General features: G+C 35.9%; 22 protein-coding genes. 20 read left to right on the top strand and 2 right to left on the bottom strand.

The genetic code is table 11. The features are described from left to right. Positions 1-3: 3 nt before the first annotated feature. From paaB to OA86_RS03535, 17 genes are all read left to right on the top strand, one after another. Complete coding sequence (gene paaB, locus OA86_RS03455) at positions 4-285, top strand: 1,2-phenylacetyl-CoA epoxidase subunit PaaB (RefSeq protein ID WP_039348914.1); 282 nt, start codon at positions 4-6, stop codon at positions 283-285. Positions 286-376: 91 nt separating this feature from the next. Next, positions 377-1126: a 1,2-phenylacetyl-CoA epoxidase subunit PaaC gene (gene paaC / locus OA86_RS03460; RefSeq protein ID WP_039348917.1), complete on the top strand. Its 750-nt coding sequence runs from the start codon at positions 377-379 to the stop codon at positions 1124-1126. Between the two features lie 128 nt (positions 1127-1254). After that, complete coding sequence (paaD, locus tag OA86_RS03465) at positions 1255-1728, top strand: 1,2-phenylacetyl-CoA epoxidase subunit PaaD (RefSeq protein WP_039348920.1); 474 nt, start codon at positions 1255-1257, stop codon at positions 1726-1728. Between the two features lie 166 nt (positions 1729-1894). Next, on the top strand, positions 1895-2692 hold the full coding sequence (locus OA86_RS03470; RefSeq protein WP_039348922.1) for an enoyl-CoA hydratase-related protein: 798 nt from the start codon (positions 1895-1897) through the stop codon (positions 2690-2692). Positions 2693-2775: 83 nt separating this feature from the next. Beyond that, positions 2776-3912 carry a 3-hydroxyacyl-CoA dehydrogenase NAD-binding domain-containing protein gene (locus OA86_RS03475; protein WP_039348924.1) on the top strand — a complete coding sequence of 379 codons (1137 nt, stop codon included), beginning with the start codon at positions 2776-2778 and terminating at the stop codon, positions 3910-3912. 71 nt (positions 3913-3983) lie between these two features. Next, positions 3984-4397, top strand: a complete 414-nt coding sequence (locus tag OA86_RS03480; protein WP_039348928.1) for a PaaI family thioesterase — start codon at positions 3984-3986, stop codon at positions 4395-4397. A gap of 122 nt (positions 4398-4519) precedes the next feature. Then, entirely contained in the window at positions 4520-4768 is a 249-nt protein-coding gene (locus tag OA86_RS03485) for a type II toxin-antitoxin system ParD family antitoxin (RefSeq protein WP_039348931.1), read from the top strand. Beyond that, positions 4765-5061, top strand: a complete 297-nt coding sequence (locus OA86_RS03490) for a type II toxin-antitoxin system RelE/ParE family toxin (protein ID WP_039348934.1) — start codon at positions 4765-4767, stop codon at positions 5059-5061. Before OA86_RS03485 ends, OA86_RS03490 begins: the two co-directional genes overlap by 4 nt. A 321-nt stretch (positions 5062-5382) precedes the next feature. Continuing rightward, positions 5383-5895 (top strand): GFO_1088 family ECF-type sigma factor, encoded by a 513-nt coding sequence (locus OA86_RS03495; protein WP_039348938.1) that lies wholly within the window; start codon positions 5383-5385, stop codon positions 5893-5895. A gap of 11 nt (positions 5896-5906) precedes the next feature. Further along, positions 5907-6572 carry a hypothetical protein gene (locus OA86_RS03500; RefSeq protein ID WP_039348941.1) on the top strand — a complete coding sequence of 222 codons (666 nt, stop codon included), beginning with the start codon at positions 5907-5909 and terminating at the stop codon, positions 6570-6572. A gap of 11 nt (positions 6573-6583) precedes the next feature. Beyond that, positions 6584-7849, top strand: coding sequence for a DUF4252 domain-containing protein (locus OA86_RS15775; RefSeq protein WP_052257369.1), 1266 nt, complete (start codon positions 6584-6586; stop codon positions 7847-7849). Positions 7850-7853: 4 nt separating this feature from the next. Next, positions 7854-8378 (top strand): DUF4252 domain-containing protein, encoded by a 525-nt coding sequence (locus OA86_RS03510; protein WP_039348942.1) that lies wholly within the window; start codon positions 7854-7856, stop codon positions 8376-8378. 303 nt (positions 8379-8681) lie between these two features. Beyond that, entirely contained in the window at positions 8682-10142 is a 1461-nt protein-coding gene (gene guaB / locus OA86_RS03515; protein WP_039348945.1) for an IMP dehydrogenase, read from the top strand. 96 nt (positions 10143-10238) lie between these two features. Beyond that, on the top strand, positions 10239-10670 hold the full coding sequence (locus tag OA86_RS03520; RefSeq protein WP_039348948.1) for a DUF6759 domain-containing protein: 432 nt from the start codon (positions 10239-10241) through the stop codon (positions 10668-10670). 171 nt (positions 10671-10841) lie between these two features. Then, positions 10842-11879, top strand: coding sequence for a copper-containing nitrite reductase (nirK, locus tag OA86_RS03525; RefSeq protein WP_039348950.1), 1038 nt, complete (start codon positions 10842-10844; stop codon positions 11877-11879). A 35-nt stretch (positions 11880-11914) separates the two neighbouring features. Further along, complete coding sequence (locus OA86_RS03530) at positions 11915-12757, top strand: formylglycine-generating enzyme family protein (RefSeq protein WP_039348953.1); 843 nt, start codon at positions 11915-11917, stop codon at positions 12755-12757. Between the two features lies 1 nt (position 12758). Continuing rightward, positions 12759-13334 carry an SCO family protein gene (locus tag OA86_RS03535; protein ID WP_039350435.1) on the top strand — a complete coding sequence of 192 codons (576 nt, stop codon included), beginning with the start codon at positions 12759-12761 and terminating at the stop codon, positions 13332-13334. A 72-nt stretch (positions 13335-13406) separates the two neighbouring features. Here the strand turns inward: OA86_RS03535 and OA86_RS03540 are convergent, their stop codons facing one another. Together OA86_RS03540 and ruvC are read right to left on the bottom strand one after the other, a co-directional pair. After that, positions 13407-14480: a DUF4407 domain-containing protein gene (locus OA86_RS03540; protein ID WP_039348956.1), complete on the bottom strand. Its 1074-nt coding sequence runs from the start codon at positions 14478-14480 to the stop codon at positions 13407-13409. 145 nt (positions 14481-14625) lie between these two features. Further along, positions 14626-15180, bottom strand: a complete 555-nt coding sequence (ruvC, locus tag OA86_RS03545) for a crossover junction endodeoxyribonuclease RuvC (protein WP_039348960.1) — start codon at positions 15178-15180, stop codon at positions 14626-14628. Positions 15181-15271: 91 nt separating this feature from the next. Here ruvC and OA86_RS03550 point away from each other — a divergent pair, with 91 nt between their 5' ends. From OA86_RS03550 to OA86_RS03560, 3 genes are all read left to right on the top strand, one after another. Then, the gene (locus OA86_RS03550) at positions 15272-15760 is read left to right on the top strand and encodes a hypothetical protein (protein WP_143071371.1); all 489 of its coding nucleotides are present in this window, start codon (positions 15272-15274) and stop codon (positions 15758-15760) included. Positions 15761-15763: 3 nt separating this feature from the next. After that, positions 15764-17125, top strand: a complete 1362-nt coding sequence (locus tag OA86_RS03555) for a peptidase M64 domain-containing protein (RefSeq protein ID WP_039348967.1) — start codon at positions 15764-15766, stop codon at positions 17123-17125. A gap of 160 nt (positions 17126-17285) precedes the next feature. Next, positions 17286-20018, top strand: coding sequence for a M16 family metallopeptidase (locus tag OA86_RS03560; protein WP_039348969.1), 2733 nt, complete (start codon positions 17286-17288; stop codon positions 20016-20018). Positions 20019-20050: the final 32 nt, after the last annotated feature.

Consider the following 20050-nt stretch of genomic DNA (forward strand, 5'->3'; position numbering starts at 1 on the left):
GCAATGAGCAACTTAGATATGTGGGAAGTTTTTATCCAGACAAAACCCGGACTTTCTCATAAACACGCAGGAATAGTACAAGCTGCAACTGCAGAAATGGCACTGCAAAATGCAAGAGACGTGTACACCAGAAGAATGGAAGGAACTTCAATTTGGGTCGTTCCAAGTAAATATTTGGTGACCTCTGAAGGAATCGATAAAGAAGCATTTTTCGATCCGGCAGATGATAAACTCTATCGCCACCCAACTTTTTACGAAATCCCAAATGATGTGAAAAACATGTAAATGAAGGATGATGGATGAAGGATGTCAGATGTTTTTGACAGCGCCAATCATCCAACACCTAACATCTAACATCAAACACCTAACATTACAAATGAATCCACTTTTTAATTATACTTTAAAATTAGCCGATGATACCTTGATTTTTGGTCAAAGGTTGGGCGAATTGTGCGGACAGGGTCCCTATCTAGAAGAAGATATCGCCTTGACAAATATCGCTCTAGACTATCTCGGACAGTCCAATAATTTTTATAAATACACCGCACAAATTCAGGATCTTGGAAAATCAGAAGATGATTTGGCTTTTTTGCGTTTGGAAAAAGAATATCTGAATTGTCAGTTGACAGAAATCCCGAACGGCGATTATGCACAGACGATTTTGAAGGTTTATTTCTTTTCTGTTTATCAAAAAATTCTTTATTCAGAATTAATGAAAAGCAGCGATGAACAACTTTCTGCGATTGCGGAAAAATCTTTGAAAGAAGTAAAATACCATTATACGCATACTTCAACCTGGATTAAAATGTTTGCTGGCGGAACTGAAGAAAGCAAAAACAGAGTTAAAAATGCGGTTGAAAATCTTTGGGAGTATACCGGCGGAATGTTTGCAGAAACTATAGGCGAAGAAGATTTAGCAAAATTAGATGTAGTTCCGAACGGAAAAGAAATTCACGAACTATGGACAAAAACTGTTAAAGAAGATTTCCAAAATTTTGGAATAGAAATCCCAGAAAGTGAATTTATGCAGAAAGGTTCCAGAACTGGTTATCACACCGAATATTTCGGTTTTATTTTATGTGAATTGCAGTTTATGCAGAAAACCTATCCTAACTGCGCGTGGTAATTTTAGTTGATAGTTGATAAATTATTAATTTTCAGTTTTTGTGAACTTTTCTGAAGCATAATTTTAACTTTAATAATCATAAAACTTTTGTGACTTTTGTTGTTTAAAATAATTAATTTAAAAATCCCGTGGTTAATCAAGCAAACTTATTAGAGATACTTTCCCAAATTCCTGATCCAGAAATTCCGGTTATCAATATCGTGGAACTCGGCATTGTTAGGGAAGCAAAAATGGTTTCCGACAACGAAGTAGAAATCGTGATTACTCCCACTTATTCCGCTTGCCCCGCGATGTTTAATATTGAAGAAGATATTATCAAACTCTTTAAGGAAAAAGGAATTCAGGCCAAAGTAATTTCCAGAATTGCCCCAATTTGGACAACCGATTGGATCACCGATGAAGCGAGAGAAAAACTTCGCGTTTACGGAATTACACCACCCGAAAAAGGTTCTCATGAAGATCATTTAAATGTTCCGAAAAAATGCCCGAGATGTGGATCTGAAAACACCAAACAAATCAGCCGATTTGGTTCTACGCTTTGCAAAGCCAGTTATCAATGTAACGATTGTCTGGAACCTTTTGATTATTTTAAATGTCATTGATATGATTTGAGGATTAGATAATGTGCTAATTTGAGGATTAAAAATCGCTATTCTAAGCATTATTTTTTATATAATTAAAGTTTTATCTTTGTTAGAATCCTAATAATAAACGGGAAAAACCCACTCACATTAACACATCACCAAATCAACACATCAACACATTAATATGTACACACAACTCGAAATAGAATCTCACCTGGACGGGAAACTTCAAATCGCTTATTTGAACGACGAAAAAACTTTTAACAGTTTAAATAAAACTTTACTTTCGGAACTACGAACTTTTATTCATGATGGAAGTCGTGATGAAAATGTTCGTTGTCTTGCGATCTCAGGTCGTGGAAAAGCTTTCTGTTCCGGACAAAATTTAAAAGACGCGATGTCCTTCAGCGATCCTGATGAAGATCGGGTAATTCAGAGAATGGTGATCGATTTTTATAATCCTTTGGTAAAAGAAATTGCAAACGCCAGAAAACCGGTAATTTCTTTGGTAAACGGTCCTGCTGTAGGAGCTGGAGCGATGTTGGCTTTGATCTGTGATTTTACTTTGGCCACAGAATCTTCTTATTTTTCTCAGGCTTTTGTTAATATTGGATTGATTCCAGATACCGGCGGAACTTATTGGTTACCAAAACTTTTGGGAAGACAACAAGCAAACTATCTTGCGTTTACAGGGAAAAAATTATCAGCAACGGAAGCTAAAAGTTTAGGTTTGATCGCAGATGTTTTTGCAGATGAAAATTTCATGGACAACGCAATGGAAGTTCTGATTCAAATTTCAAATTTACCGACGAAAGCGATTTCGCTTACCAAAAAAGCGTTCAATGAATCTTACGATAATTCTTTAAATAAACAATTGGATATCGAAGGAATTCTTCAGCAGGAAGCCGCAGAATCAGAAGATTTTATGGAGGGAGTTTCTGCATTTCTGGAAAAAAGAAAACCAGAATACAAAGGAAAATAGAACATAGTAGCATGTCGGATGTACAATGTAAAATGTAAAATACTTTCTACATCCGACATTTTACTTTTTACAAAAATAGGACAATGAATAAAATTGGAATTATAGGTTCTGGAACCATGGGAATTGGCATTGCACAAGTCGCAGCCATGAATCAATGTAATGTTTTTCTTTACGATCAAAACGCGGAGCAAACCGAAAAATCTTTAGAAGGACTTCAAAAAGTTTTAACAAGATTAGTAGAAAAAAATAAAATTGGTTTCGAAGAAAGTGAAAACATTTACAATCGAATCAAATTTTGTACAGAACTTAAAGACTTCAAAGATTGCGATTTGGTGATCGAAGCCATTATTGAAAACAAAGAAATCAAAACGAAAGTTTTTCAACAATTAGAAGAAATTGTTTCTGAGGACTGTATTATTTCGAGCAATACGTCTTCGATTTCTATCACTTCCCTTTCTTCAGAATTAAAAAACCCTAAACGTTTTATTGGTATTCATTTTTTCAATCCAGCTCCTTTAATGCCTTTGGTGGAAGTAATTCCTGGACTTTTAACGGAGAAAAATTTAGCTGAAGAAATTGTTTCTTTAATGAAAAGTTGGGGTAAAATTCCTGTGATTGCGAAAGATGTTCCCGGATTTATTGTGAACAGAATTGCGCGTCCATTTTATGGAGAAGCTTTAAGAATTGCTGAAGAAAATATTGCAACACCGGAACAGATCGATGATGCGATGCGAACTTTGGGGAATTTCAAAATGGGACCTTTTGAACTGATGGATTTAATAGGAATTGACGTCAATTTCTCAGTTACAAAAACGGTTTACGCTGATTATTTTTTCGATCCGAAATACAAGCCGAGTTTGCTTCAACAAAGAATGAGCGAGGCTAAATTACACGGCAGAAAAACAAGAAAAGGTTTTTACGACTATTCAGAAAACGCCATAAAACCAACTCCTATAAAAGACGAAGAATTGTATCAAGAAATCTTTATGAGGATTTTATCAATGTTAATAAACGAAGCCGTAGAAGCAAAACGACTCGGAATTGCAGATGATGAAGCCATAGAATTAGCGATGCAAAAAGGCGTGAATTATCCAAAAGGTTTATTGCAGTGGGGAAAAGAAATTGGTTACCAAAAAATTTCAGACACGCTTCAAAATCTTTACAACACTTATCAGGAAGAACGTTATCGTCAAAGTCCTTTGTTGCGAAAACTAATCTAACATCTGGGTAAATCTGTGAGCAATAAAATTATCACACCGATTTCACGGATCTGCACAGAAAAAATATAAACATGACTCCACACGAACTCGCTCAATACATGCTCAATCAAGATGCTTTCTCGCAATGGATGGGAATAAAACTCATCGAAATTCGGGAGAAATATTGTCTGATTGAAATGCCTGTAAAACAAGAAATGATCAACGGATTGCGAACGGTTCACGGTGGCGTTACTTTTTCCCTCGCAGATTCTGCTTTGGCTTTTTCAAGTAATAATACGAATGAAGCCTCCGTTGCGCTACATTGTTCAATGAATTTTACGAAAGCGATTCGATTGGGTGATATTTTAACCGCAGAAAGTGTTTTGATTTCCGATACCAGAAAAACCGGGGTTTATGATATTTCGATTACAAATCAGCATAAAGTTTTGGTGGCGACTTTTCGGGGAACGGTTTATAAAATTGAGAAGAAGGTGACGGATTTGTAGATTTAAGGGCTAGACAACTTAATTAACCATCTAATAATCATAGAGATTATAATTTAAAACATATACAAAATGATTTGTTATTTATACCAAATCTTGGTACATTTGTTTTAAATAAAATCGAAATGGGAAAAAACACATCAATATTACTTGGCGACTATTTTGAAAATTTTGTCAATGAAAAAATTACTTCCGGAAAATTTTCGTCTGTAAGTGAAGTCATTAGAAATGCGTTGCGTTTAATGGAGAATGAAGAAAATAAAACGAAGACCTTGATCAACGAACTTAAAATCGGTGAAAAAAGTGGAATCGTCAAAGATTTTGACCGGAATGAAAATTTAAATAAAATTCACTCCAAACATTTAATCAAATGATTTTTGAAATAAGTGAGAAAGCAAATGAAGATCTTGAAAACATTTGGTTATACACTTATGAAAATTGGTCGCAAGAACAGGCAGACCGCTATTATAATCTTATCCTAAATGAGATTGAATACATCACTGAGAATTTTGAAAGTGGTAAATCATTTGAACATATTAGAAAAGGTTATCGCTCTACAAAAGTAAAATCTCATCTTATTTTTTACCGAAAATCAAAAAGAGATACTATAGAAATCATCAGAATACTTCACCAAAGAATGGATATTGAAAACCGCTTGAATGAATAGTAATTTTAAATAATATTTTTTCACGCATAACTCCAAGTTATCTTAAAACCTAATCTGCAGCCCGACTTGAACGGAGCTCTTTTTTATTGTTGTCTGAGCGAAGTCGAAGATAACAATAAAAAAAGCGGGAGTGGAAGGCGGAAATGTCTGCCACAAAAAATGATAAATGGACATTCGACTTAGTCAAATGTCTGCCTAAATAGAGAAAATTTTTCCCAGCCAATTTCGAGGAAAATCGAACTTCAAAACTATTTTGAAGTTTTTTTTATTTTGATGTAATATATTTCGGAAATTAGTTGTCTTACTTATAGAAACTAAACAATGACCCACGATATTTTTAAAAACACGGTATTCTGTCTCAAGGATGAGATGTATCGTTTTGCGAAAAGATTCGTGATCAGCAGTGACGAAGCGGAAGATGTTGTGCAGGATCTGATGATGAAATTCTGGCAGAAAAAAGAGGAGCTCGCAGGTTTTGGGAACTTGAAATCGTACGCGATGAAATCGGTAAAGAATGAATGCCTGAACCGATTGAAACACGAAGACGTAAAAATGGGTTTCGCAGATTTTCAAAAACACAGAAGTGAAATTCATGAAGTGGAATCGAATAATATGAAAGACCAGATCATCGGTTTTATTAATGAACTTCCAGAGAAACAGAAAGCGGTGATTCACCTGAAAGATGTAGAGGATTTCGATGTCGTAGAGATTGCAGAAATTCTGGAAATGGAGCAAAATGCAGTTCGCGTAAATCTGATGCGGGCAAGAACAAAAGTAAAAGAACAAATCCTGAAACTGATGGATTTCGAAAATAGAATGATTGAAAATTTATAACAATTATTATCATGGAAAAAGATAGATCTCAAGATAAATACAAGGAAATCACCCAGGAACTTAAGGAAGAGAAAATGAACTGGGACTTTGAAGATTTTCTGAAAAAAACTGAAGAAAGTGAAAAAATAATTCCTCTCGTTAATAAAACGAAAGGCGGTTCTTTCCCGAAAACGTTTTGGATGGCTGCAAGTGTAATTTTTCTTCTATCTATAGGAATTTTCTTTAATTATGAAACTAAGAAATCAGTTAAAGAACAGGATAATTTGGTTCAAAATGAAATCCTGAAACAGAAAGATACTTTCCAAAAGGAATCCCAACTGGCAATCAACCTCACCAATGATTCTTTAAAAATAAAATCCGACAGCATCATTTCTGACTCTGCTTCTACCGTAGACCAGAATGAGACCGATATTATGAATCAAATTTTACCCAAACGAGGTCGAATCAGAAGAGATTCGAGACCGAGATATGCGAAAAATTCAACGCCGACTAAGACTGCATCAAAAACTGAAAACTCTGACTATAAATCTAATTACGTAATAATTAATGGTCAGAAAATAGAAAGTGAACAGGAAGCAATTGACTTGACGAAGTATTCCTTCCGAATTCTGTCTGAAAATGTTTCGAAAACAGTGGCTCAAACCGATGTCCTAAACAACTTTAAAAATGATTACTAAAATATAATATCATGCAAAAATTACTTATCATATTCGCCCTTTTCTTTTCGCATTTCTTTCAAATTAATGCGCAGAAAGATAAACTGGATCAGCTTTTTGAAAAATATCAGGAAGCGGAAGGAGTTACCTCCATCAAGATTGCAAAACCAATGTTTAATATGCTCAACAAATTAAATATTGCCGATGACGAACTGTCTCAAATTAAACCTTTGCTCAGTAAAATCAATGGTTTGAAGATCCTGATTGTCGAAAAACCAAAAGTTTCTGCTAAGCCAGAAGATCAAAAACAGCAATTGCAGTTTCAAAAATTACAGGCCGACATTACAAGTTCTTTGAAAAACATGAAGTACGAAGAACTCATCACGGTAAATAACAAAGACAATAAAATAAAATTCCTGTCTTCGGATGCTGCGAATGGGATTTTAGATGATCTCTTGCTCAGCATTAATTCAGAAGGAAATACAATGTTGCTGATGCTGGAAGGGAAAATTTCTATGGATGATGTGAATAACTTAGTCAACGAAGCTCAGAATTCTACGCCGATCAGTTCAGTTACTTCCCAAAACATCAGTTCAAATGCTAATATGCAGGTTCGGAACGTAGGAAAATTTACAGGCGTTTCAGTTTCAAGCGGAATTAAAGTGAATTTCACACAGGGAAATAATCAATCTGTCATTGTGGATACCGATTCAAATTTGCAGAAATATGTTTCCACAGAAGTTCAAAACGGAATCTTAACCATTTCAGTTAAAAATAAAGACAACAAGAATCTGAATTTCAAAAAGTTATTGGTAACCATTGAGGCGCCTCGACTTTCTTCTGTAAAAGTGAGTTCGGGATCATTGCTCACCACATTAAATACCATTAATGAAAATGATTTCGAGACCAAAATTTCTTCCGGCGCCAATCTGAATGCAGATCTAAATATTGCGAACAGTGTGAAAGTGGATATCAGTTCCGGTTCCAGTGCGAGAATTGAGGTGAATTCTAAAACCATAGAAGTTGATGGTAGCAGCGGTTCAATGGCCACCATCGAAGGAAATGCAGAAAAAATCTCCATCGATTTATCAAGTGCAGCGGCTTGTAATGCGCAGAACCTGGTAGCAAAAACTGCAATGGTTCGTGCTTCTTCCGGCGCTACGGTCAAAGTTCATGCAATTGAAACTTTAAATGCAAATGCAACTTCGGGTGCCTCTATTCGGTACAAAGGAAATCCACAAAATTTCCAGGGAGAAAAATCATCAGTGAGCGGCGGAAGTGTAAAACCTTTAAATTAAAGTCATGAAAAAATTGTATTCTTTAAGTGCTTTTTTATTACTAATAATTACACTTCAATCCTGTATCGTTTCTCAAAAACCAAAAATGGATTTCTTTGATCATTCTAATTATGACAACAAAGACGTAAAATTCATAAGTGTAAATGTGCCGATGTTTCTGGCAAAACCCATTGTAAAAAGAGCTTTGCGTGAAGATGGTGAAAGTGAAGAACTCATTAACCTCATCAAAAAAGTATCAGACATCAAAGTAATGACTGTGGAAAATGGAAACGAAAATATGGTTTCTGATTACGCAAAATATCTAACCAAAAATAATTACGAAGAATGGATGACGATAAAGAAGGATAAGGAAATCATCAAATTTCAGGCGAAACAAAAAGGAGAAGAAATTCGACGATTACTCATCACGATAGCTTCCGAGAAGGATCTGGTTTATGTAGATGTTTCGGGAAAATTTACAGCAGATGATATTTCGAGAATTATTAACTATTCAGAGAAAAACGATATAAAGAAATTGGTTTCGAAATAAATGAGATTTCAGTAGAAAATAGCCTCAATTTTTTTTGTGGCTATTTTTATTATGAGTCGACCCGTCCTTAAGACGAGATGCTTTCCATCCCAATTCTTAATTTCAGCAGTCGCTTTACTCGCAGTTCATAGCGAACTTTTCGTTTCAAAACAAGAACGAGTTTAGACGATTCAATTATAAAATATAACTAAAATGAGTCAATAAGGGCTAGTTACGACTCCGTTTTAAATTAAATATTGTTCATAAAAACCAAAAACTTTCATTTTAAAAAAAAATAACTTAATTTCGCACAGAAAGTAAAAGATGTCTATTCACAACAAAATCGTAGAAACTGCCATCACTTTCGATGACGTTCTCTTAATTCCTTCTTATTCAGAAGTTTTGCCTAATCAGGTTTCCCTAAAATCACGACTTTCCGATAAAATTACGCTCAATGTTCCCATCGTTTCCGCAGCAATGGATACGGTTACAGAAGCTGAAATGGCAATTGCTTTGGCGAGAGTTGGTGGAATTGGTTTTATACATAAAAATATGCCGATTGAGGAACAGGCAACTCAAGTTTACAATGTAAAACGTTCTGAAAACGGGATGATTTCTGATCCTGTGACTTTATCGAAAGATCATACTTTAGCCGAAGCCAAAGAATTAATGACGAGATTTAAAATTTCCGGACTTCCTGTAGTTGATGAGACGAATACTTTGATTGGAATTATTACGAATCGTGATGTAAAATATCAGGAAAATTTAGATTTGAAGGTAGAAGAATTAATGACGAAAGATAAACTCATTACTTCCGATAAAGCCACAAATCTGGATGAAGCCAAAGAAATTCTTTTAAAAAATCGCGTAGAAAAACTTCCGATCGTCGACAAAGATTTTAAACTAGTTGGTTTAATCACCATCAAAGATATCGACAATCAAATGGAATATCCCAATGCCAATAAAGATAAAAATGGTCGACTGATCGTTGGAGCTGGCGTGGGAGTTGGTGACGATACCATAGATCGCGTTACCGCTCTGGTAAACGCTGGAGTTGATATCATCGCCGTAGATTCTGCGCACGGACATTCAAAAGGAGTTCTCGATAAAGTAACAGAAATTAGAAAACATTTTCCAGATCTGGATATTGTTGGTGGTAATATAGTCACTGCAGAAGCTGCGAAAGATTTAATTGAAGCTGGTGCAAATATTCTAAAAGTTGGTGTTGGTCCAGGTTCGATTTGTACAACCCGCGTTGTAGCTGGTGTTGGAGTTCCTCAATTGACTGCGATCTATAATGTTTTCGAATATGCTAAAACTAAAAACGTTGCCGTGATTGCCGATGGTGGAATTAAATTATCCGGAGATATCGTAAAAGCTTTAGCTTCCGGTGCAAGTGCCGTGATGCTCGGTTCTTTATTAGCCGGAACTGATGAAGCGCCGGGTGAAGAAATTATTTTCCAGGGGCGAAAATTCAAAGCTTATCAAGGAATGGGCTCACTTTCTGCCATGAGACGCGGTGGAAAAGAAAGATATTTTCAAAGTGAAGCCAAAAAATTTGTTCCTGAAGGAATTGAAGGCAGAGTTCCGCACAAAGGTAAATTAGAAGAAGTTGTATTCCAGTTAACGGGTGGAATTCGCGCAGGAATGGGTTACTGCGGAACAAAAGATATCAACACTTTACAAAAAGACGGAAAAATGGTTATGATAACCGGAAGTGGTTTGAAAGAATCTCATCCACATGATGTGATCATTACGCAGGAAGCTCCGAATTATTCCCTTTAAATAAATAAAATATATAAGGCCGACTATTTAAAAACGTCGGTTTTTTTTTCGGATTGCTCAAAATCAGTTTATATTTACGTCCTACTAAAATCAGCAATGAAGTCTTACTACTTTCTCTTTATTTTTCTGCTTTTCGCAAGTTGCGATGTCATTCCCAATACTCCCAGTTATGGCGGTAATTCTTCCTCAAATAATGAAGTGCAGGAATTTAGAACTTTAATGGAGAAAGATCAGATCAACAAAACCCGCGTAAATGCTGAAGTTTTAACTTACTTATTGAATGATTCAAATCCTGCCGAAAAAAACACAGCAGCAGTTATCGAAAATAACTCGAACTGTAATATCATTGTAAGACTGGTCGGAAAATCTAATAATCAAATCTACAATCTGCCGATTTCTGCAAACTCCAAAAATCAATTCGTTATTCAAAAAGGCAGTTATACCTTGAGATCAAATATTTGCGCTGCAAAATATTATTCACAGAAAAATATTCTGGATCCACTGAGTCTGAAACTTTCTAAAAATTAGTCAAAGTTGAATAGAAAAAGTGAAAGCACGGAAAGACCTGCAATTAATATAACAGCGGCGAGAGAAACAATTATTTTTCATTTCTGATAAAACTCATATCTGAAAACTTTGAAAATAAATCTAATTCGGATAATTTTGTCCTATTAAAAAAAAACAGTTAAATATCAATCAATGAAAAACATTCTTACAACCTTTGCACTCGCTCTTTTAGCGCTTCAGGCGTGCAAACAAAATCCGAACGAAACTTCCGCTGCAAAATCAGAAACCGCTGCAATGGAAATAAAAGTAAGTGGTGAAACTGAAGACCAAAAGCCAGTAAATCCTCCTACAGTTCCTGCACCAGTTGGCGACAGAGCTGCCAAAAAAGTGATCGTACATTTAGAAGCAACCGAAGAAGTTGGCGAACTTGCGGATGGCGCGACCTACAAATTCTGGACTTTTAACGGAACCGTTCCGGGATCATTTATCAGAATTAGAGTCGGCGACGAAGTTGAACTTCACTTGAAAAACGCAAGTAACAGTGTGATGCCCCACAATATTGATCTTCACGCCGTAAACGGTCCAGGTGGAGGTGCAGAAGCTACCAATGTTGCTCCAGGAAAAGAAGCCATCTTTAATTTTAAAGCTTTAAATCCAGGACTTTTTGTTTATCATTGTGCTGCAGCTCCGGTTCCATTGCACATTGCTAACGGAATGTATGGTTTAATTTTAGTGGAACCAGAAGGAGGTTTAGCTAAAGTTGACAAAGAATATTACATCATGCAGGGTGAATTCTATACGAAAGGAAAAACCGATGATAAAGGTCTACAGGAATTTGACCAGGACAAAGCACTCGACGAAAGACCAACTTATGTAGTCTTCAACGGTAAGAAAAATGCTTTGATGGGTGAAAAAATGCTTCAGGCAAAAGTGGGCGAAACCGTACGTATTTTCATAGGAAACGCGGGACCAAACTTAGTATCTTCATTCCACGTTATCGGGGAAATCTTCGACAAAGTGTATGCAGAAGGTGGAACAAAATATAATGAAAATGTGCAGACCACAGTAATTCCTGCAGGTGGAGCAGCAATGGTAGAATTCAAAGTAGAGGAACCGGGAGAATATGTGATTGTCGACCACTCTATTTTCAGAGCCTTCAATAAAGGAGCGATCGGTAAGTTAAAAGTTACGGGAGAGAAAAATCCGAAAGTTTACAATAAAGTACAATAATCGAAAATCTTAAATATCAAATAAAAGAAACTGCCATGTCATCAATTTTCAAAATATTTCTGTACATCGGCGGTTTCTTTTTTATTCTAATATCCTGCAATAAAAAAGGCACGGAAATTTCTTCAAAAAAAGTTCCTGCTGCTATTACTCAGGAAGCCGCAATTCACCCAAACGTGAAAATGATCTCCATTAAAGGCGGAAGTTATTTACCTTTTTACGGGGACAGTTCTCTGGTTAAAGTGGATGATTTTCTTTTGGATGAAAGACCAGTAACAAATAAGGAATTCCGTGATTTTGTAATCAAAAATCCGAAATGGAAACGCAGCAACATCAAAACAATTTTTGCAGACGACACATACTTGAAAAATTGGCAAAATGACGAAACTCTTCCAAAAAATGCTGATCCAGATGCACCAATCACTTTTGTTTCGTGGTTTGCAGCAAAAGCTTTTGCAAAAAGTGCCGGAAAAAGATTGCCGACTTTAGACGAATGGGAATTTGTAGCAATGGCAGACGAAGAAATTGCAAATGCCCGAAAAAAACCTACGTATTCTGCTCATCTCATCAATCTTTATAATGAAAAATTAAGAGAGAAAAATAAAGTAATGATTTCAAAACCGAACTTTTACGGCGTTTACAATATGTTTGATCTGGTTTGGGAATGGACGGACGATTTCAATTCGATCATGTCGACCGCGGATTCCAGAAATGGCGAATTCGATGACAAAGGATTATTTTGTGCTTCTGCAGCAACAAGCGCAACTGATGTTCTGAACTATGCCTCGTTTATGAGATACGCTTTCAGATCAAGTTTAAAAGCCAATTTCACGGTAGAAAACTTGGGATTCAGATGTGCAAAAGACCTTCAAAAAAAATAAAATGAAAAATTTCATCATACTCATTTTCTCTGTTCTTCTCCTTTTTGCCTGCAAAGACAATTCTGAAAAACCAGAAGAGATCAAAGCAAAAACAACAGATTCTATTTTCTTATTAGACTCTAAATGGCAAAATCAAGATGGCAAGGAAATTCAGCTGAAAGATTTAAAAGGTAAAAATTTGGTAGTCGTAATGATTTTCACGAGTTGTCAAACAGCTTGTCCGCTTTTGGTGGCCGATATGAAAAAAGTAGAAGGTAAAATTACGAAAGACAAACTTAAAAATACTTCAATGGTTCTGATCACCATCGATCCTACCAATGATACTCCGGAAGTTTTGAAAAAATACGCTCAAAAAAGAGATATGTATGGCGAACCCTGGGTTTTCCTCCGCAGCGATCTTGAATCAACGCGGGAATTTGCAAATGTTCTGGCGGTGAAATACAAAAAGATCACACCGATTATTTTTTCTCACTCCAATATAATTTCGATCTTTAATAAAAAGGGCGAAATGGTGAGTCAGGAAGAAGGAACTGTAAATTCTGATGCGATCGCGAAAACAGTAAATGGTCTGAATTAAAATAACACTAAAACAACCATTAATGCCTGCTGAAGAAATTTTGCAGGTATTTTTTTGTGAAAATCTTTTGGTTTATTTCCCCAGTTTATCTTTAAAATCATCGATTCGAAAATCGGTTAAAGCATTTCCTTTTTCTATTTTTTCTTTAGCGTATAATTTAAAATCATTTTCCGTTTTTTCTAAAAGATAATCATAAGGTCCAACCGAAGAAATTAGTTTAACCAAAACTGGCGAAATTTCTAAAGTGATAAATAGCCCCATAATAAAAGCGGCCGCAACTCCTATGATCGCAGAATTTTTACCCAATTCATCTAAAGCTTGAAGTCTTGCCGCAAAACCGTTGAATTGATCTTCGAAGGTTTCTGTTTTATCTCTTTCCTTTTCGATATTGGTGTACACTTTTGAAACTTCTTTGTCCAGATATTCCAGTCGGGGACCAATTTGTTTTTGATAATTTTCCAGATCCTGTCGACGCTGTTCTTTTAATTCAGCTTTCCTTTTGGCATTTGTTCCATAACCAATTTTTCCACTGGTTAAGCCACTTTGTTTGCCTAAAATTTCTTTCTCTAATTCCACTGAAGCAGAATCATAGGATTTTTGATACTCGACAACTTTGTTCTGAATTTGTTTTTTCTCCGTGTCAAATGGACCGGATTGCTGCAAAATCCTGCCGTTCATTTCGGCTTGAAGCTGGGTTTTATTCTTCTGAATAATGGTGTTCAATTGTTTGTTGACTTCTTTTTCAAATATTTTTAATTCTAAAGGCTTCGAAATAATGATTCCCAAAAAAGTCGCCAATATCAACCTGGGAATGGCCATCAAAATTTGATTCCACCAAGTCCCCGTTTTTTTGATGGAGGAAACAATATACCGGTCAAGATTGAAGATCATTAAACCCCAGAGAATTGCAAATCCACCGGAAGTCCAGATATTATCGAAAATTGTAAACATTGCATACCCCGCAGAAAGCGTCGCAAAAACTGCGGTGAACAAAACGATTCCGCCTATTCCCGCAAACTTATTCCATTCGCTCGGTGTTTTTCTTAAAATATGGATGTTGCTTCCGGAACAAATCATCAGAAATTTCTGAAACCAGTTCATCGAATGAGCGGTTTGAATTACTGGATTTATTTTTTGATTTTTCATCGGTTTAAAAATTAAAACTTTAACTAATCTGTCTTAGAAAACGCAACAATGTTACAGATAGTATTAGGTTTAGCCAAGTAAATCTTTTGTGTATTATTTGTAAATCAACTTTAAAAAGTAAGTAACTGAAAATTAAAAGATTGATCTATTTTAAACGATCGGGATTTTGTTTTAGAAAACTATCCCATCCGGTGTAAGATTTATCAAGAGAGATGGTAGCCGAATTAAAATGATGACAAACGGCAACGGCCAAACCATCGGAAGCATCCAAATATTTGGTGGGAAATTCTTTCAGGTTTAAAAGATGTTTCAGCATACCTGCAACCTGTTCCTTGCTCGCATTTCCGTTTCCTGTAATCGCCATTTTAATCTTTTTGGGAGAATACTCGGTAATCGGAACATCGCGATAAAGAGACGCTGCCATTGCAACTCCTTGCGCGCGACCTAATTTCAGCATCGACTGTACATTTTTTCCAAAGAAAGGAGCTTCTAGCGCAACCTCATCGGGATGAAACTCATCAATTAAAGATAAAGTTCGCTCGAAAATATATTTCAGCTTGGTTTCGTGATTGGGATATTTCTTTAGAATAAGTTCATGCATAGAAATCATTTCTATTTTGTTTCCTTTCACTGAGATCAATCCGAAGCCCATAATCGTGGTTCCGGGATCGATTCCTAAAATAATTTTTTCTGTTTGCACGCTGCAAAAATAATCCGTTTAATTTAATAACTTCAGATAAATACTTATAATTTAGTATTTTATATTAATTTTGTTTAGAAATTATTGCGCTATGGTCCGACTTCTTTCTTTTTGTTACCTGCCTCTGTTAATTTTGATGGGTTCCTGCAATGTACAAACTGCCGTGCCCAACAATTCTGGCTCAATTCCGAAAGGTGTTGCCCCTGAAAACAGCATTGTTTATCTTTTTTTTGGAATTGAAAAAACACCGTCTGGCTCTGAAAAAGTAACACATACCGAAACGAGAATAACAAAAGGAATTATTAAGAACACCTCCATTGACAACAAAGAAAATAAGGCAGGAAATCTCCTGATCACCATGCTCGGAAAAGGTGGAGAAGTTTTGGAAGAAAGAATTATCGAAGATCCGCTCAATCCTGTTCTTGAAGTGTTTGCAGAAGATGGATTGAGTAAGAATAAAGTCAATTTATCAAAAGCTGAGTTCAGCGTAAGATTTAATCAAAAGGGAGAGATCTCTTCCGTAAAAATCGAAAAAATAACTACAACCTCAAAAAACAATTTAATAACCTTAAAACTTTAACCGATGAAAAAAATTCTACTATTTTTGATGATGAGCCAGTTGTGCTTTTCTCAAGTTTTTGAAACCGTCCCAATTATAGAGAACGGACCCAGAGATAAAAGAATCAATATGGTGGTAATCGGAGATGGATTTACTGCGGCGCAACAGGCAAATTTTATCGCAGACGCCACTACTCTCGTCAACTACATTTTCGCAAAATCACCTTTTAATCAGTACAAAAACTATTTTAATGTGTACGCGATCAAAGTAATCTCTTTGGAATCCGGCGTAAAACATCCGGGAACGGCAACTGATGTAACAGAACCTGTATTTCCTGTAAGTAATCCCAATAATTTTTTAGGAACAACCTTCGACGTTGGCGTTCATCGCTGCGTGTATTCAAACACGACGAATAAAGTAACCGGTGTTTTGGCGAGTAATGTACCTGATTTTGACATTGCATTTGTGTTAGGAAATTCTCCGGAATATGGCGGTTGCGGCGGAACGTACGCTTTCTTATCCAATCATCCTTCCGCGCCCGAAATTGTAGTGCATGAACTTGGACATTCTTTTGGAAATTTAGCCGATGAATACTGGTTTTCAGGAACGGGTGAATCTCCAAACAAAACGAAAGACAATAATGCTGCAACCAACAGATGGAAAAACTGGTTGGGAATTAATTCAATCGGCATGTTTCCGTATGAGGAAAGTCCGACCTGGTTCAGACCTAATCAAAATTGCGAAATGCGTTATTTAAACCGCGAATTTTGCTCAGTTTGCAAACAGCAGTTGATCGAAAGAGTTCATACTTTACAAAATCCGATCGATTCCTTTACACCGAGCAATGCAGCTGCAATTAATCTTACTGCTCCAATAACGTTTAATGTAACCGAAATTTTACCGGTCCCAAATACTTTGGCAAATTCCTGGAGTTTAAATGGAACTTCTTTGGCGGAAACATCAAACGCGACCACCATTAATCCTGCAAGTTTTAATATGGGAAATAACACGGTGCTTTTTTCGGTAGTGGATAACAATAGCTTATTGAAGGTTGACAATCACCCCTCTCTACATGTTGGAACCGTTTCCTGGACGGTAACTAAAACACTTGCTGCAATTGATGTAAATGCTACGCAAAGAAATTTTACCCTTTATCCAAATCCTGTGAAATCCCAGATTTTTATTAAAGATCAAAATAAAAGTTTAAAGAATATCTCAGTAGAGATTCTTGATGCTTCAGGTCGAAGTTTAAGAACTCCGAAAGTAGAACTTTTGAGTTCAGGTGAAGTTTCTGTAGATGTTGAAGGACTTTTGCCACAAACCTATTTTATCAAAGTGTACGAAAATAAATCTTTGATCTTGACCCAAAAAATCATAAAAGAATAAATTTATTTTTTAATTCATAAAAATCCGGATCCTTATGGAATTCCGGATTTTTTTATTTAAACTTTATTTGCAATCATTGGATATTTAACAAACATTTATAATTTTCAGTATCAATACATTAAAGAATAGTATTAAATTTGGTCATATTAAAAATAAAAACATGAAAAAACTTCTACTGGGTCTAAGTTTAATGGGAACATTCGCACTTTCCAATTTTACGTTTGCTCAAAAAACCGAAAATCCGAAATTTGTCGGAAACATTGAAGGAATAAAAGAATATTCTTTAACCAACGGAATGAGAGTTTTGTTGATTCCAGACGGTTCACAGAGCAATATGGTCGTTAACATTATTTACCATGTAGGTTCCAAAGATGAAGGTTATGGAGAAAAAGGAATGGCGCATTTGCTGGAACACATGCTTTTTAAAAGCACGAAAAACCTGGGTGATATTAAGAAACAATTATCCGACAAAGGCGGTGCTGCAAACGGAACCACTTATTATGACCGAACCAATTATTACGAAATTTTTCCTTCTAATGATGAGAATCTGAAGTGGGCAATTAATATGGAAGCCGATCGAATGATCAACGCGACCATTTTGCAAACCGACTTAGACAAAGAATTTTCTGTGGTTAGAAATGAATTTGAGATCGGGGAAAACAATCCTTCCGGCGTTTTGATGGAAAAGGTATTTTCTACGGCGTACATGTGGCATAATTACGGAAATTCTACGATTGGAAGCAAAGAGGATATCGAACGTGTAAAAGCAAATACGCTCCGAAAATTTTACGAAAAATATTATCAACCCGATAACGCAACCTTGATCATTGCGGGCAAATTTGATGAAAACAATGCTTTAAAATATATTGCGGAAAATTTTTCAAACTTACCAAAACCAACCAGAGAATTGGGCGGAACTTACACCGTTGAACCACCACAAGACGGAGAAAAAACGGTAGTTCTGAATCGCGCCGGAGAAAGTAAACTGGTTGCCGCAGCTTATCATACTTCCGCTTACGCGGATAAAGATTTTGCAGCTTTGGCGGCTCTCAGCGAAATTTTAACAGGAAATCCTTCCGGATATTTATATAAAAGTTTGGTAGAAACACAAAAAGTTTCTGCGATCTGGGCTTATTCTCCGGAATCAAGAGATCCAGGCATGATGTATTTTAACTTTGATGTCCCTAAAGACAAAAATTTAGACGTCACTGAAAAATTGGTAAAAACTGAATTAGATAAAATCGCCACTACTAATTATACAGAAGAGGATTTAGCTCGCGCAAAATCTAAACTCGTAAAACAGATCGCAGACACCAAAAATAATACCATCGGTTATGCGATCTCCCTGACGGAAATTGTCGGAGCAGGGAATTACAAACTGGCATTTTTATATCGCGACAATGTAGAAAAATTAACACTTGCCGACATTAAAAATGTGGCGCAGAAATATTTTAAAAGCAACAACAGAACAATTGGGCTTTTTGTTCCAAGTGCGAATGAAATGCGGGTGAAACCTTCAGAGTATTTACCCAGTCAAATCGCCTCTTTAACCTCCAATTATAAGGGAAAAGATTTAGAAAAAGAAGCTGCACCGTTTGAAGCTTCTATTGCGAATCTGAAGAAAAATGTAACAGAAGGCGTTCTTTCCAATGGAATGAAATATGGTCTCATCAATAAAGAAGTGAAAGGTGATAAAGTAATGGCTACTTTTAAGTTTCTACTCGGAAACGAAAAAGATCTGGCCGGCAAAAATACCATTGGTGACTTAACTGCAGATCTGTTAAAAGCAGGAACCAAGACCAAAACAAAAGAACAGATTCAGGATAAACTTGATCAATTAAAATCATCTATTGACACAAGAATTAGCGGACAGAACTTATTTATTAGTTTGTCAACTTACAAAAATAATTATCCGGAAGTGATGGATATTTTAAAAGATATGTTGGCTAATTCTACTTTTCCACAAAATGAATTAACGAAAACGATATCAGAATATACCACTGCTTTAGAAGGTCAACTAAAGGACCCACAAGCACTTGCGCAAAATGAACTGCAACGTTTAGCAATGCCATATCCAAAAGAAAGCGTTTTTTACACCGCATCTTTACAGGAAGAAATTGATAATACCAGAAAAGTCACCCGCGATCAAATCGTAAATTTCTACGAAAACATTATGGGAGCAAACACCGGCTTCGGAACGGTTCTAGGAAATCTTGATCCGAAAATTGCAGCTTCTTCCTTAGAAAACACTTTCGGAAAATGGAATGCAAAATCGAAATACACCGAAATAAAACCTACCTATTTTGATACTAAAAAAATTGATAAAAATTTCTTGACGCCTGACAAAGAAAATGCCATGGCTTTAGGAACAGAAAGTTTCAAAATGGATCAAAAGAGTGCAGATTATCCAGCGTTACTTTTGGCAAATGAAATATTGGGAAGTGGCGGATTTTTATCGGCAAGATTACCGATGAGACTGCGTGAAAAAGAAGGAATAAGTTACGGAGTTGGTTCATTTTTAAATGTCCCTGTTTCCAATGATGTAGCTTCCTGGGGATTTTATGCTTTATTAAATCCGACAAAAAGAGATGCGGTAGAAAGTGCGGTGAAAGATGAAGTAAGCAAAGCTTTGAAAGACGGTTTTACTGCAGATGAAGTTACGACCAATAAAAAGAGTTACGCCAACATTCAGAAAACCATGTTGGGAATGGATAATACGCTGATCAATCTGGTTAATAAAAAATTACAGTACGGCGTTTCTCTAGATGAATATGACGCTTTAAATTCTAAGATCGCCAATTTAAAACAAGAGGAAGTAAATGCGGCACTGAGAAAATATCTGACTTTAGATCGTTTGACTTCTGTGTATGCAGGGGATTTCAATAAGAAGTAGGACAAAAATTAAAGTTTGATTAATCCGGTTCA

The sequence above is a fragment of the Kaistella jeonii genome, from assembly GCF_000812865.1.
In the GTDB taxonomy this organism is placed as follows: domain Bacteria; phylum Bacteroidota; class Bacteroidia; order Flavobacteriales; family Weeksellaceae; genus Kaistella; species Kaistella jeonii.